The 25,765-nt window shown below is 69.3% G+C and carries 21 protein-coding genes, 1 rRNA gene, 2 pseudogenes and 1 riboswitch; of the genes and pseudogenes, 9 read left to right on the top strand and 15 right to left on the bottom strand.

Features of this window, described 5'->3' with window-relative positions:
* Positions 1 to 12: 12 nt before the first annotated feature.
* Positions 13 to 1,677, bottom strand: coding sequence for a potassium-transporting ATPase subunit KdpA (gene kdpA / locus ACIBN2_RS00120; protein ID WP_399131723.1), 1,665 nt, complete (start codon positions 1,675 to 1,677; stop codon positions 13 to 15).
* Between the two features lie 8 nt (positions 1,678 to 1,685).
* Positions 1,686 to 1,775 carry a K(+)-transporting ATPase subunit F gene (kdpF, locus tag ACIBN2_RS00115; RefSeq protein ID WP_067057375.1) on the bottom strand — a complete coding sequence of 30 codons (90 nt, stop codon included), beginning with the start codon at positions 1,773 to 1,775 and terminating at the stop codon, positions 1,686 to 1,688.
* A 543-nt stretch (positions 1,776 to 2,318) separates the two neighbouring features.
* On the opposite strand from kdpF, the gene ACIBN2_RS00110 reads away from it, so the two are divergent.
* From ACIBN2_RS00110 to ACIBN2_RS00100, 3 genes are all read left to right on the top strand, one after another.
* A complete protein-coding gene (locus ACIBN2_RS00110) occupies positions 2,319 to 3,893 on the top strand; it encodes a Na+/H+ antiporter (RefSeq protein ID WP_399131722.1) in 1,575 nt (524 codons plus the stop codon).
* A 483-nt stretch (positions 3,894 to 4,376) separates the two neighbouring features.
* Positions 4,377 to 6,329, top strand: a complete 1,953-nt coding sequence (locus ACIBN2_RS00105; protein WP_399131721.1) for an amino acid transporter — start codon at positions 4,377 to 4,379, stop codon at positions 6,327 to 6,329.
* A 111-nt stretch (positions 6,330 to 6,440) separates the two neighbouring features.
* Complete coding sequence (locus tag ACIBN2_RS00100; protein WP_399131720.1) at positions 6,441 to 6,959, top strand: hypothetical protein; 519 nt, start codon at positions 6,441 to 6,443, stop codon at positions 6,957 to 6,959.
* An 80-nt stretch (positions 6,960 to 7,039) separates the two neighbouring features.
* On the opposite strand, the gene ACIBN2_RS00095 is transcribed toward ACIBN2_RS00100, so the two are convergent.
* Complete coding sequence (locus tag ACIBN2_RS00095) at positions 7,040 to 7,654, bottom strand: DUF1707 domain-containing protein (RefSeq protein ID WP_399131719.1); 615 nt, start codon at positions 7,652 to 7,654, stop codon at positions 7,040 to 7,042.
* Positions 7,655 to 7,733: 79 nt separating this feature from the next.
* Here ACIBN2_RS00095 and ACIBN2_RS00090 point away from each other — a divergent pair, with 79 nt between their 5' ends.
* From ACIBN2_RS00090 to ACIBN2_RS00070, 5 genes are all read left to right on the top strand, one after another.
* Positions 7,734 to 8,129 (top strand): molybdopterin-binding protein, encoded by a 396-nt coding sequence (locus ACIBN2_RS00090; protein WP_399131718.1) that lies wholly within the window; start codon positions 7,734 to 7,736, stop codon positions 8,127 to 8,129.
* 202 nt (positions 8,130 to 8,331) lie between these two features.
* Positions 8,332 to 9,168: a molybdate ABC transporter substrate-binding protein gene (gene modA / locus ACIBN2_RS00085; protein WP_399131717.1), complete on the top strand. Its 837-nt coding sequence runs from the start codon at positions 8,332 to 8,334 to the stop codon at positions 9,166 to 9,168.
* Positions 9,165 to 10,022: a molybdate ABC transporter permease subunit gene (gene modB, locus ACIBN2_RS00080; protein ID WP_399131716.1), complete on the top strand. Its 858-nt coding sequence runs from the start codon at positions 9,165 to 9,167 to the stop codon at positions 10,020 to 10,022. Before modA ends, modB begins: the two co-directional genes overlap by 4 nt.
* Positions 10,019 to 11,101 (top strand): ABC transporter ATP-binding protein, encoded by a 1,083-nt coding sequence (locus tag ACIBN2_RS00075; RefSeq protein ID WP_399131715.1) that lies wholly within the window; start codon positions 10,019 to 10,021, stop codon positions 11,099 to 11,101. Before modB ends, ACIBN2_RS00075 begins: the two co-directional genes overlap by 4 nt.
* A gap of 28 nt (positions 11,102 to 11,129) precedes the next feature.
* Complete coding sequence (locus ACIBN2_RS00070) at positions 11,130 to 11,549, top strand: molybdopterin-binding protein (RefSeq protein WP_399131713.1); 420 nt, start codon at positions 11,130 to 11,132, stop codon at positions 11,547 to 11,549.
* A 60-nt stretch (positions 11,550 to 11,609) separates the two neighbouring features.
* Here ACIBN2_RS00070 and gcvP read toward each other — a convergent pair whose 3' ends face one another.
* Entirely contained in the window at positions 11,610 to 14,495 is a 2,886-nt protein-coding gene (gene gcvP, locus ACIBN2_RS00065; RefSeq protein WP_399131712.1) for an aminomethyl-transferring glycine dehydrogenase, read from the bottom strand.
* A gap of 174 nt (positions 14,496 to 14,669) precedes the next feature.
* Positions 14,670 to 14,765: riboswitch (glycine riboswitch) on the bottom strand.
* A 113-nt stretch (positions 14,766 to 14,878) separates the two neighbouring features.
* On the opposite strand from gcvP, the pseudogene ACIBN2_RS00060 reads away from it, so the two are divergent.
* A pseudogene (locus tag ACIBN2_RS00060) lies at positions 14,879 to 15,247 on the top strand (PRC-barrel domain-containing protein); the annotation flags it as partial.
* Here the strand turns inward: ACIBN2_RS00060 and ACIBN2_RS00055 are convergent.
* The 11 genes and pseudogenes from ACIBN2_RS00055 to rrf form a co-directional block, all read right to left on the bottom strand.
* Positions 15,172 to 16,614: pseudogene (locus tag ACIBN2_RS00055) on the bottom strand (DNA polymerase IV). The pseudogenes ACIBN2_RS00060 and ACIBN2_RS00055 sit on opposite strands and share 76 nt — an antisense overlap.
* A 79-nt stretch (positions 16,615 to 16,693) precedes the next feature.
* On the bottom strand, positions 16,694 to 17,368 hold the full coding sequence (locus ACIBN2_RS00050; RefSeq protein WP_399131711.1) for a MerR family transcriptional regulator: 675 nt from the start codon (positions 17,366 to 17,368) through the stop codon (positions 16,694 to 16,696).
* A 272-nt stretch (positions 17,369 to 17,640) separates the two neighbouring features.
* Positions 17,641 to 18,114, bottom strand: coding sequence for a bifunctional nuclease family protein (locus tag ACIBN2_RS00045; protein WP_004002801.1), 474 nt, complete (start codon positions 18,112 to 18,114; stop codon positions 17,641 to 17,643).
* Between the two features lie 84 nt (positions 18,115 to 18,198).
* Positions 18,199 to 18,933, bottom strand: a complete 735-nt coding sequence (locus ACIBN2_RS00040; protein WP_399131710.1) for a MerR family transcriptional regulator — start codon at positions 18,931 to 18,933, stop codon at positions 18,199 to 18,201.
* Between the two features lie 43 nt (positions 18,934 to 18,976).
* Positions 18,977 to 19,882: an FHA domain-containing protein gene (locus ACIBN2_RS00035; RefSeq protein WP_399131709.1), complete on the bottom strand. Its 906-nt coding sequence runs from the start codon at positions 19,880 to 19,882 to the stop codon at positions 18,977 to 18,979.
* A gap of 64 nt (positions 19,883 to 19,946) precedes the next feature.
* On the bottom strand, positions 19,947 to 20,849 hold the full coding sequence (locus ACIBN2_RS00030) for a DUF881 domain-containing protein (RefSeq protein ID WP_399131708.1): 903 nt from the start codon (positions 20,847 to 20,849) through the stop codon (positions 19,947 to 19,949).
* Positions 20,850 to 20,854: 5 nt separating this feature from the next.
* Positions 20,855 to 21,187 (bottom strand): small basic family protein, encoded by a 333-nt coding sequence (locus ACIBN2_RS00025; RefSeq protein WP_003988855.1) that lies wholly within the window; start codon positions 21,185 to 21,187, stop codon positions 20,855 to 20,857.
* Complete coding sequence (locus ACIBN2_RS00020) at positions 21,184 to 22,098, bottom strand: DUF881 domain-containing protein (RefSeq protein WP_399131707.1); 915 nt, start codon at positions 22,096 to 22,098, stop codon at positions 21,184 to 21,186. The genes ACIBN2_RS00025 and ACIBN2_RS00020 overlap by 4 nt, the downstream gene beginning before the upstream one ends.
* Before the next feature lie 97 nt (positions 22,099 to 22,195).
* Positions 22,196 to 24,691 (bottom strand): sugar phosphate nucleotidyltransferase, encoded by a 2,496-nt coding sequence (locus ACIBN2_RS00015; RefSeq protein WP_399131706.1) that lies wholly within the window; start codon positions 24,689 to 24,691, stop codon positions 22,196 to 22,198.
* A gap of 91 nt (positions 24,692 to 24,782) precedes the next feature.
* A complete protein-coding gene (locus tag ACIBN2_RS00010; RefSeq protein ID WP_399131705.1) occupies positions 24,783 to 25,415 on the bottom strand; it encodes a CDP-alcohol phosphatidyltransferase family protein in 633 nt (210 codons plus the stop codon).
* Positions 25,416 to 25,524: 109 nt separating this feature from the next.
* Positions 25,525 to 25,641, bottom strand: a 5S ribosomal RNA gene (gene rrf, locus ACIBN2_RS00005).
* Between the last annotated feature and the right edge of the window lie 124 nt (positions 25,642 to 25,765).

The following is a 25,765-nucleotide window of genomic DNA, read 5'->3' as shown; positions in this document are numbered from 1 at the left end:
CTGTACGAGTGGTCACGACGCCAGCCCCTCGGCCAGCGGGCCCAGCGCCAGCGCCGGGAAGTACGTCAGACCGGTGATGATCAGGATCGCGCCCACCAGCAGACCGGTGAACAGCGGCTTCTCGGTGCGCAGGGTGCCCGCGGTGGCGGGGACCGGCTTCTGCCCGGCGAGCGAGCCGGCCAGCGCCAGCACGAACACCATCGGCAGGAAGCGGCCGAGGATCATCGCCAGACCGATCGTGCTGTTGAACCACTGCGTGTCCGCGTTCAGGCCGGCGAAGGCCGAGCCGTTGTTGTTGGCTCCGGACGTGTAGGCGTAGAGGATCTCGGAGAAGCCGTGCGCCCCGGAGTTCGTCATCGAGTTCGCCGGAGTCGGCAGGGCCATGGCGAAGGCCGTGAAGACCAGCACCAGCGCGGGCGTGATCAGGATGTAGCAGGCCGCCAGCTTGATCTCGCGGGAGCCGATCTTCTTGCCCAGGTACTCGGGCGTACGGCCGACCATCAGACCGGCGATGAACACCGCGATGACCGCCATGATCAGCATGCCGTAGAGGCCGGAGCCGGTGCCACCGGGCGCGATCTCGCCCAGCATCATGCCGAGCATGGTGATGCCGCCGCCGAGGCCGGTGAACGAGGAGTGGAAGGAGTCCACCGCACCGGTGGAGGTGAGTGTGGTCGACACCGCGAAGATCGACGAGGAGCCGACGCCGAAGCGGACCTCCTTGCCCTCCATCGCGCCACGGGCGAGCTCGAAGGCCGGGCCGTGGTGGGCGAACTCGGTCCACATCATCAGGGAGACGAAGCCGAGCCAGATGGTCGCCATGGTCGCGAGGATCGCGTAGCCCTGCTTGACCGAGCCCACCATGACGCCGAAGGTGCGGGTCAGGGAGAACGGGATGACCAGCAGCAGGAAGATCTCGAAGAGGTTCGAGAAGGGAGTGGGGTTCTCGAACGGGTGGGCACTGTTGGCGTTGAAGTAGCCGCCGCCGTTGGTGCCCAGCTCCTTGATGGCCTCCTGGGAGGCGACGGCGCCGCCGTTCCACTGCTGTTGTCCGCCCATGAACTGGCCGACCTCGTGGATGCCGGAGAAGTTCTGGATGGCCCCACAGGCGACGAGGACCACCGCGGCGATCACGGCGCCCGGTACCAGGATGCGGACGACGCCGCGCACCAGGTCGGACCAGAAGTTGCCCAGCTCACCGGTGCGCGATCGCGCGAAGCCCCGTACGAGAGCCACCGCGACGGCGATGCCGACAGCCGCGGAGACGAAGTTCTGGACGGCCAGGCCGGCGGTCTGCACGACGTGGCCCATGGCCTGCTCGCCGTAGTACGACTGCCAGTTGGTGTTGGTCACGAAGGAGGCGGCGGTGTTGAACGCCTGGTCCGGGTCGATGGCCTTGAAGCCGAGCGACAGCGGCAGGACGCCCTGGACGCGCTGCAGCAGGTAGAGGAAGAGGACGCTGACGGCCGAGAAGGCGAGGACGCCGCGCAGGTACGCGGGCCAGCGCATCTCGGCGTCGGGGTTGGCACCGATGCCCTTGTAGATCCACTTCTCGACACGCCAGTGCCTGTCGGAGGAGTAGACCCTGGCCATGTAGTTGCCGAGCGGAATGTAGGCGAGGGCCAGCGCGCCTATGAGGGCGAGCAGCTGGAGGACGCCTGCGAGTACGGGACCCATGGGGTGTCTCAGAACCTCTCCGGGAAGATCAGGGCGAGGACGAGATAACCCAGCAGGGCGACGGCCACGACGAGGCCGACGATGTTCTCGACGGTCACAGCTTGGTCACCCCCTTGGCGACGAGGGCCACCAGAACGAAACACACGATCGTGGTGACGACGAAGGCCAGATCGGCCATCGTGAACTCCTGGAGTGAGGTTCGGTTGGACGGGGACGGTTAGAGGAAACAGCCTTCGTGGCCGGAATCGAGCTCCGTTGACGGGTCCCATACGGCGCACCGCGCGCCTTTGACGGAACTCTTACGGCGCGACGATCGCCGCAGGTCAAAAGCGGGTCGGCGTCAGGACAAGCGGAACCTCAACCGGCAGATCACGGCGTCGGTCTCCTTGCGCACGGCGTGCGCGACGACGGCGCCCCGCTGGTTCTGCGGCAACCCCTGCCACAGCCGCTCGGCTCGGTCTCCGGTATCCGCCGGCGAGGGCCGGCCCCTTGGGCAGGCGTCCTGACGCCTCTCTGGCGCCGGTCATGGGGACGTTGACACTGTTTTGACAGCCCGCGGCCGGGATAGGGTGAACGCGGTGTGCCGGGAAGTCTGGTCGGCGGGGAGCCAAGGCGGCCCTCTCGAATCCCAGGGGGACGGCATGCGCGGCGTCGGAACGGTTCTCGCACTCGTCGTGCTGGCCACCGTCGTGGCGACGTTCGCACGCAGGTGGCGGATGCCCGCCCCTTCCCTGCTCGTGGTCGCCGGCCTCACCGTGGCGCTCCTGCCCGGCACCCCGCAGATCGAGATCAGCCCCGACATCATCGGCCTCGTCGTCCTGCCGCCGCTGCTGTACGCGAGCGCCGAGGAACTGTCCTGGCGCGAACTGCGGGCGGTGTGGAAACCGGTCGGCATCCTCTCCATCGGCCTGGTGCTGGCGTCGGCCGCGGCCGTCGGCTTCGTCGCGTCGCTGGTGACGCCCCTGTCCTGGCAGATGGCGCTGGTGCTGGGCGCGGTGCTGGCCAGCACCGACCCGGTGGCGGTCACCGCGCTCGGCAGACGGCTCGCCCTGCCGCCCAGGGTGCAGGTCCTGGTCCAGGCGGAGAGCCTGTTCAACGACGCGACCTCGCTCGTCCTCTTCCGCGTCGCGGTGAGCGTCGCCGTGGCGAGCGCGGCGGCGGACTGGGGCGCGGCGGGCGGCGAGTTCCTGCTGCTCGGGGGCGGCGGCACGCTCATCGGGGCCGCGGTGGCGGGCGTGGTCGCGCTGATCCGGCGCCGCACGGAGGACCCCGTGCTGGAGACGGTGATCTCACTGGTCACGCCCTACACGGCCTACGTCCTCGCGGAGGCGGCCCACACCTCCGGCGTCACGTCGGTCGTGGTCGCCGGAGTGGTCCTGGGCGGCCGGGGCGAGAAGCTCACCAACGCGCGCATAAGGCTCCAACTGCACGCCGTCTACGGCACGGTGGTGTTCCTCCTGGAGTCGGTGGTGTTCTCGCTGATCGGTCTGGCGCTGCCGGCGCAGGTACGCGCACTGTCCGACGGCGATCAGACATGGCCCCTGTACGCACTGGCGGTCGCCGCCACCCTGATCGCCGTACGACTGCTCTGGCTCGCGCCGCTGTCGGCGGTGGTGCAGCGCAAGGGCGGCATCCAGCGGATGAACTGGCGGCTGCCCGTGGTGCTGACCTGGGCGGGCACCCGCGGTGTCGTACCACTGGCGGCCGCGCTGTCCATCCCGGTGACCACGGAGAACGGCACCACCCTGTCGGAACGGCCCCTCGTCCTGGTCCTGACCACCTCGGTCGTGGTCGTCACCCTCGTCGTCCAGGGCTTCACCCTCGCGCCCGTCGTCCGCCGCTCCGGCATCGCCCTGGAGCCCGACCACACCGAGCGCGAGGAGGCCACCGCGCGGTGCAGCCTGGCGGGTGCGGGCATCAAACGGCTCGATGAGCTCTCGGAGTTGGAGGCCGTGCCGGACGTGGTCGTGGACCGCCTGCGCCGCGGCCTGAACGCCCGTCTCGAAGACGCCCGCGACCGCCTCGACGACAGCAACGGCCACGGCACGCCGACCGAGTCCGCCGACCTGGTCTACCGGCAGCTGCGCCGCGACCTGATAGCGGTGGAGGCGGTGGAGCTGCAGCGTCTGTACGACGCGCACGCCATCAGCGACACGACCCGCCGCCGGCTCCAGCGGTCGCTGGACCTGGAGGAGGCTCGACTCGCGGACGCATGAGTCCGACGCGCCTCAGCGGAACACACGTCCGTACGGACCGGCCGTTCGGACCCTCGGCTTCGAACTGCATGCGATCTGCGGGTTGTTGGTGTTGGCCGCCGTGCCCACGGGACTCGGGCCGGGGCCGCGGTTCGCCGGACACTGCAGACCGCCGAGCAGGCCGAGCAGCGGCAGGCCGACTGTCAGGACGCCCTGCGACAGCGGAACGAGCCGGGCCGCCGTACGCCATGACGCTGGGTGTCCACCCCGGGCGCCCCAACACGCTGTCGCCCATACAGCCCACATACAGGCCAGTCGCCGCCGGAAGTGCCGCAACGCCCACTCCCTGATGTGCGGACTACGCAGGCAACGCCAGTCTTAACGGAAGCTTAGCGCCCAGGGCCCCATGATCCGTGGGCCCAGGCGTCACGCTCCGCTTACGCTGGTGCCGCCGTCCGCGTGATGGCCCCACACCACGCTGAGCCGCACCTCAGGAGCACGCCGATGGCCACGACAGAACATGCGCCACCCAGCCGATTGCGCGCCTGGATGCTGGAAGGCCTGTCCGACATGGGCAAGAACCATGCTCAGCAGGCACCGCCGAGCGAGTCCGGTCCGGAGCACAAGGGGCAGCCCTGGTACCGGGTCATGTGCCTCACCGGCGTCGACTACTTCTCGACCCTGGGCTACCAGCCGGGCATCGCGGCCCTCGCGGCGGGACTGCTGTCACCCGTAGCGACCATCGTGCTGGTGATCGTCACCCTCGCGGGCGCCCTGCCGGTGTACCGGCGCGTGGCCGAGGAGAGCCCGCACGGGCAGGGCTCGATCGCGATGCTGGAGCGGCTGCTGACGTTCTGGAAGGGCAAGCTCTTCGTCCTGACGCTGCTCGGCTTCGCCGCCACGGACTTCCTGATCACCATCACCCTCTCCGCCGCGGACGCCTCGACCCACCTCGTCGAGAACCCGCACCTGAACAGCGCCCTGCACGACAAGCAGATGCTGATCACGCTGATCCTCGTGGCACTGCTCGGCGCGGTCTTCCTCAAGGGCTTCCTGGAGGCCATCGGCGTCGCCTTCGCCCTGGTGGGCATCTACCTCAGCCTGAACGTCGTCGTGGTGATCGTCGGCCTGTGGCACGTCGCCACCGCCGGGCACGTGATCACCGACTGGTCGAGCGCCCTGACCGCCCAGCACGGCAGCGTCTTCGCGATGATCGGCGTCGCCTTGCTCGTCTTCCCCAAGCTCGCGCTCGGCCTCTCCGGCTTCGAGACCGGCGTGGCGGTCATGCCGCACGTCAAGGGCGACCCGGCCGACACCGAGGAGACGCCCACGGGCCGGATCCAGGACACGAAGACGCTGCTCACCACGGCCGCCATCATCATGAGCGCCTTCCTCATCACGACCAGCTTCATCACCACGCTGCTGATCCCGGAGAAGGAGTTCAAGGCGGGCGGGCAGGCCAACGGTCGTGCGCTCGCCTACCTGGCGCACCAGTACCTGGGCAGCGGCTTCGGCACGGTCTACGACATCTCGACGATCGCCATCCTGTGGTTCGCCGGCGCCTCCGCGATGGCCGGTCTGCTCAACCTCATGCCGCGCTACCTCCCGCGCTACGGCATGGCCCCGCACTGGGCACGGGCCGTGCGGCCCATGGTCATCGTCTTCATCCTGATCGCCTTCCTGGTCACCTGGATCTTCGACGCGAACGTGGACGCCCAGGGCGGTGCCTACGCCACCGGTGTGCTGGTGCTGATCAGCTCCGCCGCGATCGCGGTGACCATCGCCGCCCACAAGGCAGGTCAGCGCAAGTGGACCATCGGGTTCGCGGTGATCTCGGCGGTGTTCCTCTACACGACGGTCGTGAACGTCATCGAGCGCCCCGACGGCGTCAAGATCGGTGCCTGCTTCATCGCCGGCATCATCCTGGTCTCGCTGCTGTCCCGGCTGGCCCGAGCCTTCGAACTGCGCGTGACCAGCGTGACGCTGGACCCGATGGCGGAACGTTTCATCAGGGACATGTCCAGCCGGAAGATCCGGTTCATCGCCAACGAGCCCGATCAGCGCGACAAGGCCGAGTACCGCGACAAGATCGAGCAGATCCAGGTCGACAACGACATGCCCGGCGAGGACTTCGTCTTCGTCGAGGTCACGGTCCTCGACCCGTCGGAGTTCGAGGCGGGCCTGACCGTCCGCGGCGAGGTCCTGCACAACCGCTACCGGGTCCTGACCCTCGAGTCCTCGTCCATCCCGAACGCCCTCGCCGCACTGCTCCTGCACGTGCGCGACGCCACGGGCTGCACTCCGCACATCTACTTCGAGTGGACCGAGGGCAGCCCCTTCGCCAACTTCCTGCGCTTCTTCCTCTTCGGCCAGGGCGAGGTCGCCCCGGTCACCCGCGAGGTGCTGCGCGAGGCGGAGCCGGACCCGACCCGCCGGCCGCGGGTCCACACCGGCTGAGCCACGGGCTCCGGGCGCCGGCGTCAGAAACGCGTCAAGACTCGGCACTTCGCCGTCATAACCCCGTCAGCGACGGCCACACGGACTCCTCACGGCGCCTACCGTCACCTCATGGACCGGAGCACACCGTCGAGCCCGGTCGGCGACCGCCACTGGCACGGCAGCGCCCGACTCGCCACCGGCTGCGCCCTCGCCTTCGGCGTCATGACGACCCTGGTCGACTGGGACGCCTCAACCCTGACCCCGGCCCGCGCCCTGCTCTGGCTCGCCCTGTCGGCCGCGGTCTTCACGGTCCTGCTCCCGCCCCGCGTCACCGCGGGTCCCGGCTGGCTGACGGTACGGGGCCCACTGCGCCGACGCGTCGTCCACACGGACGCCCTGACCTCCGTACGGCAGTACGACGGCGCCTCCTCGCACCTGGTCCTGCGGGACATCCACGGCCACTTCGTGGAACTCGACCCGCGCGTCCTCACCGCCAACCCGCTCCTGTGGCACGAACTCGACACCGGCGTCCGCCGCTCCCTCGAACACGGCACCCTGCGCCAGGGCGCGGACGTCCTGGGCCGACTGGGTCACCGGATCGACGACGAGACGGCCGAGGCCGTACTCAGGGCGTCAGGACTTTCCTGACCGGGTCGTGAGAGAACCCGCCCCGCACGCGGAAACGCGCCAACCCCCTCCCCGCCCCGCACGCGGAAACGCGCCGGCCCCTACCTGCCCCGCCCCCGCCGCAGCCGCCGTACGACCACCCGTCCGAGACTCAGGCGCCCGTCGACCACCACCCGCAGCACCACCGGCACGTCCGGACCCCGCCTCGGACGCGCCTTGATCTTGGCGTAGTGCGTCACCAGTGAATCGGTGTCCACCACGACACCCGGCGGCGTCAGCAGCCGCAGCGCTCCCCCGCGCATGTCGAGGTCGATGTGCAGGGTGTCGTGCGTGATGACCGCGCCGGTGAAGTCGAGGGTCACGTCGCCCCATTCGGAGTCGATCTCCAGTCGGCGCGGCACGGTCCATGCTTCGGCCCGCCGGGACGAACCGCCCTTCTGCTCGATGCGGACGACGTCCTTCACGTCGGGCGCGGCGCCGGCGGTCTCGGCCGGCAGGTCGGTCGTCAGCGCCCCCAGCTCCCCCATCGTGGGGGCGGTGAGCGCGGCCTCCACCCGCTCGTCGAGCTCCTCCGCGGTCAGCCGGCCGTCCCCGGCGGCGATACGGAGCACGTCGACCACCCGGTCCCGGTCCTCGTGCGAGGCCCTCAGGCCGGGCGACTTCCCGCCACTGCGCGACATCTCACCGGACATGGCCACACCCCGAATCGCCGTCACAGGACTGACGCTATATCGCGTCATACCCAACGCTCAACCCCACGTCCACCAGGGCCCATTGTCGGCCTATCGTGACGGCATGCAGAGCTACACGATCGGCCAGGCAGCACGACTGCTCGGCGTGAGTCCGGACACCGCACGCCGCTGGGCGGACGCCGGCCGGGTGGCGACCCACCGCGACGAGGGCGGACGACGGCTCATCGAAGGCCGGGACCTGGCCGCGTTCTCCGTCGAACTCGCCAAGGCCGGCGGCGGCGAGGAGGAGGCGTCCTACACGTCCGTCCGCAACGCCTTCCCCGGCATCGTCACCGCCATCAAGCTCGGCGATGTCGCGGCCCAGGTGGAGATCCAGGCCGGCCCGCACCGCCTGGTGTCCCTGCTGACCCGGGAAGCCGTCGAGGAGCTCGGCCTGGAGGTCGGCATGGAAGCCACGGCCCGCGTGAAGTCGACAAACGTACACATCGACAGGACATGACCCGCTGACACCTGACGCACCTGCCCCGCACGACCGCTCCCGTACGAACGCACATGCGACCCCTCTCCCTCCTCAGCCCAGCTCATGCGATGCGACAGGAGACTTACACCTCGCATTTGCGTCAGTATGATCGACGCATCGGAAGAGTCCGGCGGAGACGTCGGCCTCTCCCCCCGTAGAAAGTCGGAGGAGTGGACCCGTGATGACCTGTTCCCTGCGCCGGACCCGCCGGACCCTGCAGGTGGCCGGCGCAGGAGCCGCCGCGCTGCTGGCCCTGACCGCCTGCTCCTCGTCCGACTCCGGCTCCGGCTCGGACTCCGGCTCAGCGAAGTCCAGCTCCTCGTCGTCCTCCTCGCCGAAGCTCTCCGGCGACGTGACCGTCTTCGCCGCGGCCTCCCTCCAGGAGAGCTTCACGACCCTCGGCAAGCAGTTCGAGAAGCAGCACCCGGGCACGCACGTCACCTTCAGCTTCGGCGGCAGCGACAGCCTCGCCGCGGGCATCACCGGCGGCGCCCCGGCCGACGTCTTCGCCTCCGCCAGCCCGAAGACGATGAAGATCGTGACGGACAAGAAGGACAACGCCACCGCCCCGGCCACCTTCGTCCGCAACCAGCTGGAGATCGCCACCCTGCCGGGCAACCCCGACAAGGTCGCCTCCCTCAAGGACCTCACCAAGTCCGGCCTCAAGGTCGTCCTGTGCGACAAGACCGTGCCGTGCGGCGCCGCCGCCCAGAAGGCCCTGGACGCCAGCAACCTGAAGCTGACCCCCGTCTCCTACGAGGAGGACGTCAAGTCGGCGCTGAACAAGGTGGTGCTGAAGGAGGCCGACGCCGCCGTCGTCTACAAGACGGACGTCAAGGCCGCCGGCAGCAAGGTGGAGGGCGTGGACTTCCCCGAGTCGGCCAAGGCCATCAACAACTACCCGATCGCCCTGCTGAAGAACTCCAAGAACGCCGAGACCGCCAAGGCGTTCATGGCGCTCGTGCAGTCCGCCGAGGGCCAGAAGGTGCTGACCGAGGCAGGGTTCCTCAAGCCGTGACCACGACCGCCAAGTCCGACGCCGCGGCCGACACCCTCGCGGGCGGTCCGCGGCGCGGACGTGTGCGGTCTGCCCGCCGCGGGGTCCCGCTGCCTCTCCTGCTGCCCGCGCTGATCGGCCTGGCGTTCCTGCTCCTGCCGCTGCTCTCGCTTCTCGTACGGGCCCCGTGGAGCACCCTGCCCGAGCAGCTGACCAGCACCGAGGTGTGGCAGGCGCTCAGACTGTCGCTGGTGTGCGCCACCTCGGCGACCGCGGTGAGCCTGGTCCTCGGCGTCCCGCTGGCCTGGCTGCTGGCCCGCACCGAATTCCCCGGCCGCGGCTTCGTCCGCGCCCTGGTGACCCTGCCGCTCGTGCTGCCGCCCGTGGTCGGCGGTGTGGCCCTGCTGTTCGCGCTGGGCCGCAACGGCGTGATCGGCCAATTGCTGGACTCGTGGTTCGGCATCACGCTCCCCTTCACCACGACCGGCGTCGTCGTCGCGGAGAGCTTCGTCGCGATGCCCTTCCTGGTCATCAGCGTCGAGGGAACGCTGCGCGCGGCCGACCAGCGCTACGAGGAGGCGGCCACCACCCTGGGTGCCTCCCGCTTCACCGCGTTCCGCAGGGTCACCCTGCCGCTGATCGCACCGGGCGTCGCGGCGGGCGCCGTCCTCGCCTGGGCGCGCGCCCTGGGCGAGTTCGGCGCGACGATCACCTTCGCGGGCAACTTCCCCGGCAGGACCCAGACCATGCCCCTCGCGGTCTACCTCGCCCTCCAGAACGACCCGGAGGCCGCCATCGCCCTCAGCCTGGTCCTGCTGGCGGTGTCGATCGCGGTCCTGGCGGGCCTGCGGGACCGTTGGATGACCGCGTCATGACCCACACCCCACGCGCAGCCGCCGATGGCGCCGGGCCTTCCGACGGCCTGGACGCCCACCTGGTCGTCGACCGCAAGACCTTCCGCCTCGACATCACCCTGACGGCAGCCCCCGGCGACGTAGTCGCACTGCTCGGCCCCAACGGCGCAGGCAAAACCACAGCTCTACGAGCCCTCGCGGGCCTGGTCCCGCTGACCGCCGGCCACTTCCACCTGGACGGCGCGGAGCTGAACCGCACGCCTCCCGAAAACCGCCCCGTGGGCGTCGTCTTCCAGGACTACCTCCTCTTCCCCCACCTCACCGCCCTCGACAACGTCGCCTTCGGCCCCCGCTGCCAGGGCGCGACGAAGGCGGAGTCCCGCGTCCAGGCGGCCGAGTGGCTGAAGCGCATGGGCCTCACGGAACACGCCACCGCCAAGCCCCGCCGCCTCTCCGGCGGCCAGGCGCAACGCGTCGCTCTGGCCCGCGCCCTCGCCACCCACCCCAGGCTGCTGCTCCTCGACGAGCCCCTCGCCGCTCTGGACGCCCGTACCCGTCTCGACGTACGGGCCCAACTCCGCCGTCACCTGGCCGAGTTCGAGGCGGTCGCGGTCCTGGTCACGCACGACCCGCTGGACGCGATGGTGCTGGCGGACCGCCTCGTGGTCGTCGAGCACGGCCGTGTCGTCCAGGAGGGCACCCCGTCCGACATCGCCCGTCATCCCCGTACCGACTACATCGCCCGGCTGGTCGGCCTCAACCTCTACAAGGGGCGGGCCGACGGCCACACCGTCCGCCTCGATTCCGGCCCGTCCATCACCACCACCGAAGACCTCGCGGGCGAGGTCTTCGTCGCGTTCCCACCGAGCGCCGTCACCCTCTTCCGGGACCCGCCCACCGGCTCCAGCGCCCGCAACCACTGGCGCTGCGAGGTCGCCGGCCTGGAGACCCACGGCGACCAGATCCGCGCCGCCCTCACCGGCGAGCTCCCCCTCGCCGCCGACCTCACCACGGTCGCCGCGGCCGAGCTCGACCTGCACCAGGGCGCACCGGTCTGGGCGACGGTCAAGGCGACGCAGACGCACGCCTACCCGGCCTGACCCGTCTCGCGCACTACGGTGAGGGGCCATGACCCTGAGCATCCGCAACCAGCTCCCCGGCACGGTCACCGCCATCACCCCGGGCGAGGCCATGGCCACCGTGAAGGTCCGTCTCGACGGCGGGCAGGAGATCACGGCGGCGATCACCCGGGAAGCCGTAAACGACCTCGGCCTCACCGAGGGTTCCGCCGTGCGCGCCCTGGTGAAGTCCACCGAGATCGCCCTCTCCACCTCGCCGGTCGAGGGCCTCTCCATCCGCAACCAGCTGCCCGGCACGGTCACGGCCCTCACCTCCGGACAGGCCATGACCTCCGTGAAGGTCTCCGTCGAGGGAGGCGAACTGACCGCCGCCATCACCACGGACGCCGCCACGGACATCGGTCTCACCACCGGCTCCACGGTCGTCGCAGTGATCAAGTCGACCGAGGTCTCGCTGGCGACCGCGTGACGCGGAAGGGCCCCGCCGAAGCGGGGCCCTTCACGTCGTGGCTCGTCGTGACGACGGGCCTCAGTCCTCGTACGCGTCCAGCGGCGGGCAGGAGCAGACCAGGTTCCGGTCGCCGAAGGCCTGGTCGATCCGGCGCACCGGCGGCCAGTACTTGTCGGCGGCGGACACCCCGGCCGGGAAGACGGCCTCCTCGCGGGTATACGCGTGCTCCCACTCCGCACCGAGCGCGGCAGCGGTGTGCGGGGCGTTCCGCAGCGGGTTGTCGTCGGCCGGCCACTCGCCCGCCCCGACCTTCTCGATCTCCGACCGGATGGCGATCATCGCCTCGCAGAACCGGTCCAGCTCGATGAGGTCCTCGGACTCGGTCGGCTCGATCATCAGCGTGCCGGCCACCGGGAACGACATCGTCGGCGCGTGGAACCCGTAGTCGATCAGCCGCTTGGCGACGTCGTCGACGCTCACCCCGGTCGCCTTGGTCAGCGGTCGCAGGTCGATGATGCACTCGTGCGCGACCAGCCCGCCGGGGCCGGTGTAGAGCACGGGGAAGTGCGGCTCGAGCCGCTTGGCCACGTAGTTGGCCGACAGCACGGCGACCTGCGTGGCCCGCTTCAGCCCCTCGCCGCCCATGAGCCGGACGTACGCCCACGAGATCGGCAGGATGCCGGCGCTGCCCCAAGGGGCGGCCGAGATCGGCCCGACACCCGTCTCCGGACCGGCCGCGGGCTGCATCGGGTGGTTCGGCAGATACGGCGCCAGGTGCGCCCGGACGCCGACCGGGCCGACGCCCGGACCGCCGCCGCCGTGCGGGATGCAGAAGGTCTTGTGCAGGTTGAGGTGCGAGACGTCGCCGCCGAAGTGGCCCGGCTTGGCGAGCCCCACCAGGGCGTTGAGGTTGGCGCCGTCGACGTAGACCTGACCGCCGGCCTCGTGCACCTGCGCGCAGATGTCGGCGACGTGCTCCTCGAACACACCGTGCGTCGACGGGTACGTGATCATCAGCACGGCCAGCTCGTCGCGGTGCTGCTCGATCTTCGCCCGCAGGTCGTCGACGTCGATCTCGCCGTCCTCGGCGGTCTTCACGACGACGACCTTCATGCCGGCCATGACGGCGCTGGCGGCGTTGGTGCCGTGCGCCGAGGAGGGGATGAGGCACACGGTCCGCTGCTCGTCACCGTTGGCGCGGTGGTAGCCGCGCACCGCGAGCAGCCCCGCCAGCTCACCCTGAGACCCGGCGTTGGGCTGGAGCGACACCTTGTCGTATCCGGTGACCTCGGCGAGACGGTCCTCCAGCTCACGGATGAGCGTGAGGTAGCCGCCGGCCTGCTCGGCGGGTGCGAAGGGGTGCAGCTGCCCGAACTCGGGCCAGGTGACCGGTTCCATCTCCGTGGTCGCGTTGAGCTTCATGGTGCAGGAGCCCAGCGGGATCATGCCGCGGTCGAGCGCGTAGTCGCGGTCGGCCAGCCGGCGCAGGTAGCGCAGCATCGCGGTCTCGGAGCGGTGCTGGTGGAAGACGGGGTGGGTCAGGACGGCGTCGCTGCGCAGCAGGCCCTGCGGGACTGCCTCCTCGGCGGCCGCGTCCAGCGCCTCGATGTCGCCCTCGATCCCGAACGCGGTCCACACGGCCGCCACCTGGGCGCGCTTGGTCGTCTCGTCGCAGGCGATCGACACCTGGTCGGCATCGACGAGGCGCAGGTTCACGCCGTTCTCCCGCGCGGCGCCCACGACCTCGGCGGCGCGTCCCGGCACACGCACGGTGAGCGTGTCGAAGTAGGAGCCGTGCACGACCTCGACGCCGCCGGCCCGCAGTCCATCGGCGAGGATCGTGGCGTAGCGGTGGGTGCGCTGCGCGATGGCCCGCAGGCCCTCGGGCCCGTGGTAGACGGCGTACATGCCGGCCATGACGGCGAGCAGCACCTGCGCGGTGCAGATGTTGCTGGTGGCCTTCTCGCGCCGGATGTGCTGCTCACGGGTCTGCAGCGCGAGCCGGTAGGCCTTGTGCCCGTCGGCGTCCACGGACACGCCCACGAGCCGCCCGGGCAGGCTGCGCGCGAACTTCTCGTGCACGGCCATGTAACCGGCGTGCGGCCCGCCGAAGCCCATCGGCACACCGAAGCGCTGCGTCGTGCCGACGGCGATGTCCGCACCGAGCTCGCCCGGCGACTTCAGCAGCGTCAGCGCGAGCAGGTCGGCGGCGACGGTGACGAGCGCGCCCAGGTCGTGCGCCTGGTCGATCAGCGGCTTGATGTCGCGAACGACACCGGAGGCGCCCGGGTACTGCACCAGCACGCCGTTGATCTCCCGCTCGGCGACCTCGGCGGGGATGCCGTCGGCGAGGTCGGCGACCACGACCTCCACACCGGCCGGCTCGGCACGGGTCTCGATCACGGCGATGGTCTGCGGCAGCACGTCCGCGTCGACCAGGAACAGGCCCTTCTTGTTCCTGCCCATACGACGGGACAGCGCCACGGCCTCGGCGGCGGCCGTGCCCTCGTCGAGCAGCGAGGCGCCGGAGGTGGGCAGCCCGGTGAGGTCGGCGACCATGGTCTGGAAGTTCAGCAGCGCTTCGAGCCGGCCCTGCGAGATCTCCGGCTGGTACGGCGTGTAGGCCGTGTACCAGGCCGGGTTCTCCATGACGTTGCGCAGGATGACCGGCGGGGTGAAGGTGCCGTAGTACCCGAGCCCGATCATGGAGTCGAGCACCTGGTTCCGGTCGGCGAGCGAGCGCAGCTCGGCCAGCACCTCGGCCTCGGTGCGCGCGCCCGGCAGCTCCAGGGCGTCGGCGTTCTTGATCACATCCGGGACCGCGGCGGCCGTGAGCTCGTCCAGCGAGCCGTAGCCGACCTGCGCGAGCATCTTGGCCCGGGCCTCGTGATCGGGGCCGATGTGACGCTGTTCGAAGGGAATGCCCTTCTCCAGCTCGGTGAGCGGAATGCGATGCGGGGTCATTGCGGAGGCCTCCTGGTCGACACGACCTTCGAGGGGCACCACGGCACGGGTACCCGGACGGCCTCCCCCTCTGTCATCTCAACCTGAGAGCTTCACCGGGCGCCCGAAAGCGTCCGGTTTTCACCGTCGGTGAGAGCGGAAGCCGTCGACACCCGCCCTGCTTTCCAGAGTGACCTCGTCCGCGCGGTACGTGTGCCTGAGAGATTCCGGGGAGGATTTGCTCCTTCGGCGCCTCCGATGATGTCTGGAGGACTCTCCCGCACGGGGTCAGCAGCCGCTGTCAGCCTACCAGCGCGCACAAAGACCGGTCCTCCGAGTGGCCACCTCGGCCGTTGTGCTCTTTTGTAGTGCTTACGGATGAGTTGCGACCAAGTGGAGGGACCGTGCAGACCGAGATCGATCCGCGCAACCTGATCGGCCGCAAGGCGTTCGACCGCAACGGCACCAAGCTCGGCACCATCGACGAGGTCTACCTCGACGACGCGACCGGGGTGCCGGAGTGGGCGGCCATACGCACCGGCCTCTTCTCCCGTGACGCCTTCGTCCCGCTGGCACCCAGCGAACTGGTCGAGGGCACCCTGCTGGTCCCCTTCGACCGGACCCTGATCAAGGACGCCCCGGACTTCGGCGTCGGCCGTCACCTCTCCCCCGAACAGGAGCTCCAGCTCTACCATCACTACGGTCTGGACACCGCCTCGCCTCCCTCCGCCCCGGACCGCTCCTTCGGCAAGCTCGCGGGCACGGGGGACACCGACGCCTAGGACACCTCGGCAAAGGTGGTGCCCGGTCCCTGCGCCACCAACGGCAACGGATCCGCCCGCTCGAGCTCGGGGTCGTCGGTCCGGAACGTCCGCACCCGCCCGGGCTCCGAATCGGGCGTCTCGAACCGCACGGTGACCCGCCCGAGCCCGCTGCCCTGCACCCACCCGTGCCCGAACTCGCCGTGCCGCACGTCGTGCCCCGAGGGCCAGCGCCGCTCGGCGGGCGTCGGCTCCGCCTCCGCGGGTTCGGCCGCCGGCTCCTCCACCGGCGCGGCCGCCCTCTCCCCCGCAGCCTGCGCGAACAGGTCCTCCTGCGTGTAGTCCGCGAGCCCACTGACGCCGACCCCGAGCAGCCGTACGCCGCCCGTGGTGTCCACCGTGTCCAGCAGGCGGGCCGCCGCCTCCCGCACCACGGCCGGATCGTCCGTGGGCCCCCGCAGCGTCTCGGAGCGGGTCAGCGTCGAGAAGTCGTAGCGCCGCACCTTGAGCACGATCGTCCGCCCCGAGAGCCGGGCGTCACGCAGCCGCCGCACACACCGCTCGGCCAGCCGCTGCACCTCGAGGCCGACCCGGAGCCGGTCGTGGATGTCCACGTCGTAGGTGTCCTCCACCGACACCGACTTGGTCTCCCGCGCGGCGACCACGGGCCGGTCGTCGTGCGCCAGCGCCATGGCGTACAACGCGTGCCCATGGGCCTTGCCCAGCAGCCGTACGAGCTCGTCCTCGCCCGCCTCGGCGATCTCGTCGACCGTGCTGATCCCGGCCCGTCTCAGGTGGTCCCCCGTCGCCGGACCCACCCCCGGCAACGTCCGCACCGACATCGGCCCGAGCAGCGCCCGCTCGGTCCCCGGCTCGATCAGCACCAGACCGTCCGGCTTGGCCTCCTCGGAGGCGATCTTCGCGACCATCTTCGAAGCGGCCAGCCCCACGGATCCGGTGAGCCCCGTCCCGGTCCGTATGTCCGCCCGCAGCTTCTCCCCCACCAGCCGCGCCGACGCGTCGTCCCAGGCCGCCTCCCCGGCCTCCAGATCCACGAAGGCCTCGTCCAGACTGAGCGGCTCCACCAACGGCGACAGCGAGTGCAGCAACGCCATGACCTGCTCGCTGATCGCCTTGTAGATGCCGAAGCGCGGGACCAGATAGGCGGCGTTCGGCGCGAGCCGCCGCGCCTGCGCCATCGGCATCGCGGACCGCACCCCGAAGACCCGCGCCTCGTACGAGGCCGTCGCGACCACCCCGCGCGGCCCCAGCCCGCCCACGACCACGGCCTTCCCGCGCAGACTCGGCTTGGATGCCTGCTCCACCGAGGCGTAGAAGGCATCCATGTCGAGATGCAGGATCGTGGCCGCGTTTCTCACATGTCCGATGCTGCCCTACGCCACTGACAATGCCGCCGTTACGACCGCCCGGACGCCTGCGATGCCACGGGGAAGGCCGTCACACGGCCCGGTTGCGCCGCCTCGCCAGCTCGTCCGCCGGATTGTGCCCGACCAGGGTCTCGCCGGTGTCGATCCGCTCGCCGTGCAGTTGCGAGAGCGCGCTCTCCACATCCCGCCACACCACGCCGACGGCGATCCCGAAGATCCCCTGGCCGCCCTGGAGCAGCGCGTGCACCTCGTCGGGGGACGTGCACTCGTAGACCGTGGCGCCGTCACTCATGAGCGTCATCCGCTCCAGGTCCCGGAAGCCCCGCTCACGCAGATGCTGCACCGCTGTGCGGATGTTCTGCAGCGACACACCCGTGTCCAGGAACCGCTTGACGATCTTCAGGACGACGACGTCCCGGAAGCTGTACAGGCGCTGCGTCCCCGACCCGTAGGCGGGCCGCACGCTCGGCTCGACGAGCCCGGTGCGGGCCCAGTAGTCCAGTTGCCGGTAGGTGATGCCGGCCGCCGCGCAGGCCGTCGGCCCGCGGTAGCCGATCTCCTCGGACGCCGCCCCTTCACCGGTCGGCACGGCCGCCGGTCGCTGCGGAGCGTGATCGGCCGCGCCTCCGTGCTGGGGATACCCCCCGCCCGGGCGGAGCCGAGAACCAGGGGGAGGGTACGGACCGCTCTCCCCCGGACTGCGTCCAGGGGCTCCCCCAGCCGTACCGTCGCCGCTGCTGCTCACGCCGACCTCCGTCCTTGACCTGCCCCCTCGACGGTAGGCAGCCACCCGGGGTGCGTCAACGACCGCCACACTCGGCACGCCGAGTGATAATCACCCTGCGAGTGGTTTCCCGCACCCAACCGCGGGGAAAGGCTAGCCGAATGGCTTCGGGGAGGGCCGTAGGACGCTCCCTCCCGCCACCGGCACTTGACTGGCAGATGTCGGCATTTGTGCCGTCTCCGGCCACCGTCCGGCCCCGCCGCCGGCCATGGGTCGGCCGAGCCGCGCACGTCTCACTGGCTGCTGGTCCCGAAGTCCTCCGGCGAGATCTGGTCGAGGAACTCGCGGAACTTCTCCACCTCGTCCTCCTGCTCGTCCGGGATCGCGATGCCCGCGTCGTCGAGCACGCCGTCGCTGCCGTAGATCGGCGTGCCGGTGCGCAGGGCCAGCGCTATGGCGTCGGACGGACGGGCGCTGACCTCGACTCCGCTGGCGAACACCAGCTCCGCGTAGAAGACGCCTTCCCGCAGGTCGGTGATACGGACCTCGGTGAGCTCCTGGCCGACGGCCTCCAGCACGTCCTTGAACAGGTCGTGGGTCAGCGGTCGCGCGGGAGCCATGCCCTGCTGGGCGAAGGCGATCGCGGTCGCCTCCCCCGGACCGATCCAGATGGGGAGGTAGCGATCGCCTCCCACTTCACGCAGGAGCACGATCGGCTGGTTGGAGGGCATTTCGACCCGGACACCTACGACATCGAGCTCGTTCACACAGTAACCCTAGGACGTGCCCGGGACGTTTGGGTAGTCGGGCAGACAACGGGGGGACGATCCGGCCTGTGCCCGCGGGCCGGATCAGGGCAGTCGCACACCGAGCGCGGTCTGCACGAGCGCGGCGTGCAGCTTCACCGTGAGCGCCGCCAGTTCCTTCGTGCGCGCCTCGGCATGTGCCCTGGTCTGCGGATTGCGGTGACGTTTCAACGGGGCCACCACCTGGTCCACGAGCCCCGCCTCCCGCTCGGCTGCACCTTTCATGGCTCTCAGGTGCCGCGGCTCGATCCCGAAACGCCCGAGTTCCACGACGAGCGACGCAACGGTGGCCGCCTCAGCGTCGTACGTGCCGTCCGGCATCGGGGCGACGAGTCCGTACGACTCCCATTCCTCGAGCTGCTGTTCACCGATCCCGGCGGCCGCGATCAGCTCGGCCCGCCCGATCCGGGCCACCGTGGGCCCCTCGGACGCCTCCAGAAGGGGCTCGCCGTCCCGCTGGCGCCCCACGGCGGGAAGGGGTACCGCCTCACCGCGCCCCATCGCGTCCAGGTGCTCGCGGATCACCTTGAGGGGGAGATAGTGGTCACGCTGCATCCTCAGGACGTAAGCGAGGCGCTCGACGTCGTCCGCACTGAACTTGCGGTATCCCGAGGGGGTGCGCTGGGGCTCGATGAGCCCCTCCGACTCCAGGAATCTGATCTTGGAGATGGTGACTTCGGGGAACTCGTCGCGCAGCACGTTCAGCACCGTGCCGATGCTCATCAGACTGTCCGTGGCGGCGGTACCGTGGCCGGCACCGCCGCTCGGTGTTCGCAGCATGGCCATTCCCTGTTGGGCCCCAGGACCGAGTCCGGGGGCCTGGTCAGTAGCCCTGCTGGCTCGCGTAGAAAACCAGCCGGTACTTTCCGATCTGCACCTCGTCACCGTTGTTCAGACCGACCTGGTCGATCCGCTCGCGGTTGACGTACGTGCCGTTCAGACTGCCCACGTCGGCCACCGTGAACGAGCCGTCCGCGCTGCGGCGGAACTCCACGTGCCGGCGGGAGACCGTCACGTCGTCCAGGAAGATGTCGCTCTGCGGATGACGCCCGGCCGTCGTCAGGTCGCCGTCCAGCAGGAAGCGGCTGCCCGAGTTCGGTCCACGGCGCACGACCAGGAGCGCGGAGCCGATCGGCAGCGCGTCCACGGCCGCCTGGGCCTCGGGAGAGAGCGCCGGCATCTGCGTCTGGCCCGTGGTCTCGGCGTCGTAGGCCTCGATTCCGGAGATGGAGATCGTGGACGTCGTCTCCGAAGGCCGCTCGGGGGCGGCGCCCGCCCGCAGCGGCGCGCCGCAGTTGGAACAGAAGCGGCTGTTCTCCGCGTTGCGGTTACCGCACCTCGTACACACCAGGGCCGACATAGGGGAAAACCCTCCACCCGTACTTGAGGTTGACGGTTGCCCGAAACCTATGCCGCCGGACTGCGCAGGGTCAACAGACGGCGCGCCCTGACCACCGGAAATGTCACCACCCGGGCCGGGGACCTGGTCCCGGAACAGCGGTCGCTGGCCTTCCGCGTCAGGCTGTGCGCGATGACGAGCGGTCGCGTTGGCGCTGTCCTCTCGCGCGCTCTTGCCGAACAACTTCGCAAACAACTTCACGGGCGATTCCCCTTGACCGAAACAGACCCGCCCGTGGGGCAGGACGAACCCTGATTGCATACACCGGCCGACCCGGACATCCTCACAACGTCCGTATCCACCAGACAGTTTCCACCACGCACCACCCATTCGGTGCGCCGACCCCCCGCAACCTCATGCCCTCGCCGGACTCCCGCCATGCACCGCCGGTTCACTAGGAGGACGACCGAGCGTAGTCAGGCCGCTTCGCCGCTCGCAAGGCGTCCACGACGATCTTGCTCGACCGCTCGACGGTGACGGTGGCCTGCTCCTTCTCCAGGGTCTGCACCACGCCTCCAGGGATGTTGAGCGCCGGTTCGAGGTCCTCCGGCTTGCCGATGACCTTGAAACGATAGGGGGCGTTGATCTTGTTCCCGTCGACACTCACGCTCTTGCCCTCGTCGGTGAGATAGGTGCCGGCGACGACCCGCACGTCGTTCACCTGGATCGCCTCCGCACCGGCAGCACGCAGTTCCTGGATCGCGTCGAGCAGCATGTCCGCCTGGACCGCCCCCTTCGTGTCCTCGATGGTCATCGTGATGCCGGGCCCCTGAGCCGCCACCGTGCCCGCCAGAATGCCGAGTTGCTTCTCCTTCTCGACCGTCTGCTTGCGGGCCTCCTCTGCCTGGTTGGAGCTGTTCTCCAGCTCGTCGCGCTGCTTCTCCAGTCCCTGCTTCTCGTCCTCAAGACGCTGCGTACGGTCGTCGAGTTCATCCAGGATGCGAACAAGATCTTCCTGGCGCGCGCCGCGCAGGGCACTGTCGCTGTTGCTGTTCGACGCGACCTGGATCGCGAGGCCGAAGCCGAGACCGAACAGCAGAACCGCGACGATGAGTTGGGCACGCGTGACACGCGGCGGCCAGAGACCCTTCCCCAGCCGCTGCCGCCCGGTGAGCCCGTCCTGCTTGTTCTCGGGAACCTCGGGAGTTCCGGGAGTCTCAGGCGCCACAGACGCCTCCGCGGCGTCAGGGCCCTCCTCGGGAGCTTTCGCGCCCTCGGGAACCCCGGCCGGCACCTCCTCCGGAAGCTCCTTGCGCAGCCTGTTCTCAGGCGTCTCGTCCTTGCCGTTGTCGCTCATCGGCCTCACGCCCGGAACACGTGCCGGCGGATCGCCGCGGCATTGGAGAAGATACGGATGCCGAGCACCACGACAACACCGGTCGACAGCTGCGCGCCCACGCCCAACTTGTCGCCCAGGAACACGATCAGCGCCGCCACGACCACGTTGGACAGGAACGACACCACGAAGACCTTGTCGTCGAAGATCCCGTCGAGCATGGCCCGCAGACCACCGAAGACGGCGTCGAGCGCCGCGACGACGGCGATCGGCAGGTAAGGCTCGACGACCGCCGGAACCTCAGGCCGGACCAACAGTCCTGCCACGACTCCCACGACGAGGCCCAGTACGGCGATCACGATGTGCCCTTCCCAGATTTCTCGGTGTTCGGCTGTGCGGTACGTACGATCACACTCGGTGCGGCCGGCAGCCGGAGGTCGCTCTCCACGGAGATGCTGTTCCGGATCCCGAAGTTCTCTTGCAGGGCATGCAGATACAGCCCGTCGGCGCTGTCCTGGAACCTGGCGCTCAGCTGCTTGCCGTTGCCCACGGCCAGCACCGTGTAGGGCGGGACCAGCGGCTTGTTGTCGACCAGTATCGCGTCCCCCGCGGCCCGGATCGCCGAGAGCGCCGTCAGGCGCTGGCCGTTGATCGAGATGGCCTCGGCACCCGACTCCCACAGGCCGTTGACCACGCGCTGCATGTCACGGTCCCGCACCCGCCCGGTGTCGGAGAAGTCCGAGGTCTCGCGCGGGTTTCCGTTGCCGCCGCTGGTGGCTTCCTTGGCGTCGTTCACGACCAGTTTCACGCCGGGGCCGTGCACCTCGACCGCCCCCGACAGAATGCCCACCAGCTCGCTCTTGTCCCCGCCGCCGCTCTTCTTCAGCGCCGTCCGCTGCCGCGCGCTGACGTCGTCACGCAGCTTGTCGACGGAGCCCTCCAGCTTGTCCGCCGCCGCGGTCTCCCGGTCGATGCGGTCGACCAGCTCCTGACGCTCCTTGGCGACGGTGGGCGCCGCCACGCGCGCCTGTGCCGCTCCTACGGTGACGACGAGAGCCGCGAGCACCAGTCCGGCCGCCAGACCGAGCCTGGCCCGGAGCGTCTTCGGCATGCCGCCCTCGCCCGCGGCCTTCTTCCGGGCGGCCGCCTCGGCATAGCCGTCGTCCAGGCTGTGGTCCATGACGTTGGTGAGCAGCGACATGGAGGCGTCCGGGCGCGAGGGGCGCGTGGGTGTGCTCCGAACGGGGGGCGGCTGCGGCATGCCGCACATCGTCGCATGTCGCGAGCGCTACCTCCGAATGGCCCCACCGGCAAGCCGGACAGGCCCCGTTGGGACGCCTGTCCGGCACGCGCGCGTACTGCGTCTTTCAGCGGCCGGCGCTGTCCACGACCGCCGACCACTCGTCGAGCAGGGCCTGCGCGGACGAGTCGTCCGGACCTTCCGCCCACAGGTGGGTGACCGCCTCGGCCGGGTCGGGCAGCACCATCACCCAGCGGCCGTCGGTCTCCACCACCCGCACACCGTCGGTGGTGTCCACGAAGCGATCTCCGGCCTCCTCGACCACACGCCGCATCACGAGCCCCTTGACGGCCCACGGAGTCGCGAGATCCCGCTTGAGGACGTGCGCCCGCGGAATCCGGGCGTCGATCTGGCTGAGCGTGAGCTGCGTCCGCGCCACCAGCCCGATCAGCCGTACGAAGGCGGCCGTACCGTCGAAGACGCTGCTGAACTCCGGGATGATGAAACCGCCCTTGCCGTCACCGCCGAAGATGGCCGAGTCGTCGCCGCCGACCCGCGTCAGGTCGTCGGGCGAGGTCGTCGTCCACTCCACCTGCGTGCCGTGGTACGCCGCCACCTGCTCGGCGATCCTCGTCGTGGTCACCGGCAGCGCCACCCGCCCGCTGCGCCGCTCCGCGGCCACCAGGTCGAGCATGACCAGCAGGGCCCGGTCGTCCTCGACGATCCGCCCCTTCTCGTCGACCAGCGACAGCCGCTCGCCCACGGGGTCGAACCGCACACCGAAGGCGGCCCGTGACGACGCCACGATCTCACCGAGTCGCACCAGCCCCGACCGCCGCACGTCGGCGGTCTCGGTGGGCCGCGACTCGTCGAGTCCCGGGTTGATGGTCAGCGAGTCCACACCGAGCTTGCCGAGCAGGCTGGGCAGCACCAGGCCGGCGCTGCCGTTCGACGCGTCGACGACGACCTTCAGTCCGGACTCGCTGACCCCGGTCGTGTCGACGTTGCGCAGCAGCGACCCGGTGTACGAGTCGAAGACGCTGGACGGGAAGTACAGGTCCCCGATCTCGCCGGGGAAGGCCCGCCGGTACTCCTGCCGCGCGAACACCCGGTCCAGCTTCCGCTGACTGCCCTGCGAGAGGTCCGCGCCGTTCCCGTCGAAGAACATGATGTCCACGGAGTCCGGTACGCCGGGCGTGGTCCGGATCATGATCCCGCCGGCACTGCCCCGCGCGGTCTGCTGCCGGGCGACGGGCAGCGGTACGTTCTCCAGGTCGCGTACGTCGATGGCGCTGGCCTGGAGCGCGGAGATGACCGCCCGCTTGAGAGCTCGGGCACCACGGGAGTGGTCACGCGCGGTGGTGACGGTCGAACCCTTCTTCAGGGTCGTCGCATAGGCACCGGCCAGCCGCACCGCGAGCTCCGGCGTGATCTCGACGTTCAGGATGCCGGAGACCCCACGAGCACCGAACAGGTGCGCCTGGCCCCTCGACTCCCAGATCACCGAGGTGTTGACGAAGGCGCCGGCCTCGATGGTCTTGAACGGGTAGACGCGCACATTGCCCTGAACGATCGATTCTTCACCGATCAGGCACTCGTCGCCGATGACCGCGCCGTCCTCGATCCGCGCGGCCCGCATGATGTCGGTGTTCTTGCCGACCACGCAGCCCCGCAGATTGCTGTGCTGGCCCACGTACACGTTGTCATGGACGACAGCCTTGTGCAGAAAGGCCCCGCTCTTCACGACGACGTTCGAACCCACGACCGTGTGCTCGCGGATTTCGGCGCCTGATTCGACCTTCGCGTAGTCACCGATGTAAAGCGGACCACGGAGCACGGCATCGGGATGCACCTCGGCACCCTCGGCCACCCAGACCCCCGGGGAGATCTCGAAGCCGTCGAGCTCGACGTCGACCTTGCCCTCCAGAACGTCGGCCTGTGCCTTCACATAGCTCTCGTGGGTACCGACGTCCTCCCAGTATCCCTCCGCGACATAGCCGTAGATCGGCTTGCCTTCCTTCATCAACTGCGGGAAGACATCCCCGGACCAGTCGACGGACACATCGGCCTCGACGTAATCGAAGACCTCGGGCTCCATGACGTAAATGCCGGTGTTCACGGTGTCGGAGAACACCTGGCCCCAGGTCGGCTTCTCGAGGAAGCGCTCGACCTTGCCTTCTTCGTCGACGATCGTGATACCGAATTCCAGCGGATTGGGCACACGCGTCAGGCATACGGTGACGAGCGCGCCTTTTTCCTTGTGGAAGTTGATCAGGTCGGTGAGGTCGAAGTCGGTCAGGGCATCACCGGAGATGACCAGGAAGGCATCGTCCTTCAACGCCTCTTCGGCGTTCTTGACGCTTCCGGCAGTACCGAGCGGCTTCTCCTCGTTGGCATAGGAGAGCTCCATTCCGAGCTCCTCGCCGTCACCGAAGTAGTTCTTGACCAATGAGGCCAAGAACTGGACGGTAACAACGGTCTCGGTCAGCCCATGCCTTTTCAGCAGCCGCAGCACATGCTCCATGATCGGGCGGTTCGCCACGGGCAGGAGCGGCTTGGGCATGCTTGAGGTCATGGGGCGAAGGCGCGTGCCTTCGCCTCCGGCCATCACGACGGCCTTCATGTCGGAAGCGTCCTCCTCAAAGAGACGACGGTCTGGCCGACTTCACCCGTCCTGATTGTCCCGCACTTTTGAGCCAAGGGCCATCGAGCCGCTACGGCTGCGGCAATGGGCGAGTTCTATCGGCCGTGGCGTCCGCACGGACCAGACGGCGGACTTGTATCACGTAGAGGACTCCTGCCCACCAGTAGAGGGTTGTACCCCATCCTGCGAACGCCCATCCGAAAATAGCAGCGAGTGACGAGAGCCATCCACTTCCGTCACTGAGCAGGAGCAACGGGAAGGCGTACATCAGGTTGAACGTAGCTGCCTTCCCCAGGAAGTTCACCTGCGGCGGCGGATAGCCGTGACGCCGGAGGATGCCCACCATCACCAGGAGGACCAGCTCGCGCAAGAGAAGTACAGCGGTCAACCAGAGCGGCAGAATCTCACGCCAAGTGAGACCGACCAATGTCGAGAGAATGTAGAGCCGGTCGGCCGCGGGATCGAGGAGCCGGCCGAGGCTGCTGATCTGGTTCCAACGCCGGGCCAGCTTGCCGTCCAGATAGTCGCTGACTCCGCTCAGAGCCAGCACCAGCAGCGCCCACCCGTCACTCTTGGGCCCTCCGAACTCAGGCCTCAAAATCAGCCACAGGAAGACCGGCACGCCCACGAGCCGCGCCATGCTGAGGATGTTGGGGATGGTGAGTACCCGGTCTGTCTGGACGCGGGTCTCTTGGACCTCCACCCGAGAGCCTCCTGTGGGAAACGTGCCAACGATGCCTCCTGACCTTACCTCAACGCAAAAAAGCTCTGGCCCTTGGGCTGTGTGCCCAAGAGCCAGAGCTCTAAAGGTAGTTCGGCGGCGTCCTACTCTCCCACAGGGTCCCCCCTGCAGTACCATCGGCGCTGTAAGGCTTAGCTTCCGGGTTCGAAATGTAACCGGGCGTTTCCCTCACGCTATAACCACCGAAACACTATGAAGTTCGACCGGAAAAACACAGTCGTTGCCTCAGAACTAACACAGTGGACGCGAGCAACTGAGGACAAGCCCTCGGCCTATTAGTACCGGTCACCTCCACCAGTTACCTGGCTTCC

Source organism: Streptomyces sp. NPDC050534, from assembly GCF_044457745.1.
GTDB lineage: Bacteria > Actinomycetota > Actinomycetes > Streptomycetales > Streptomycetaceae > Streptomyces.
This window is presented reverse-complemented; position numbering and strand designations above follow the sequence as displayed.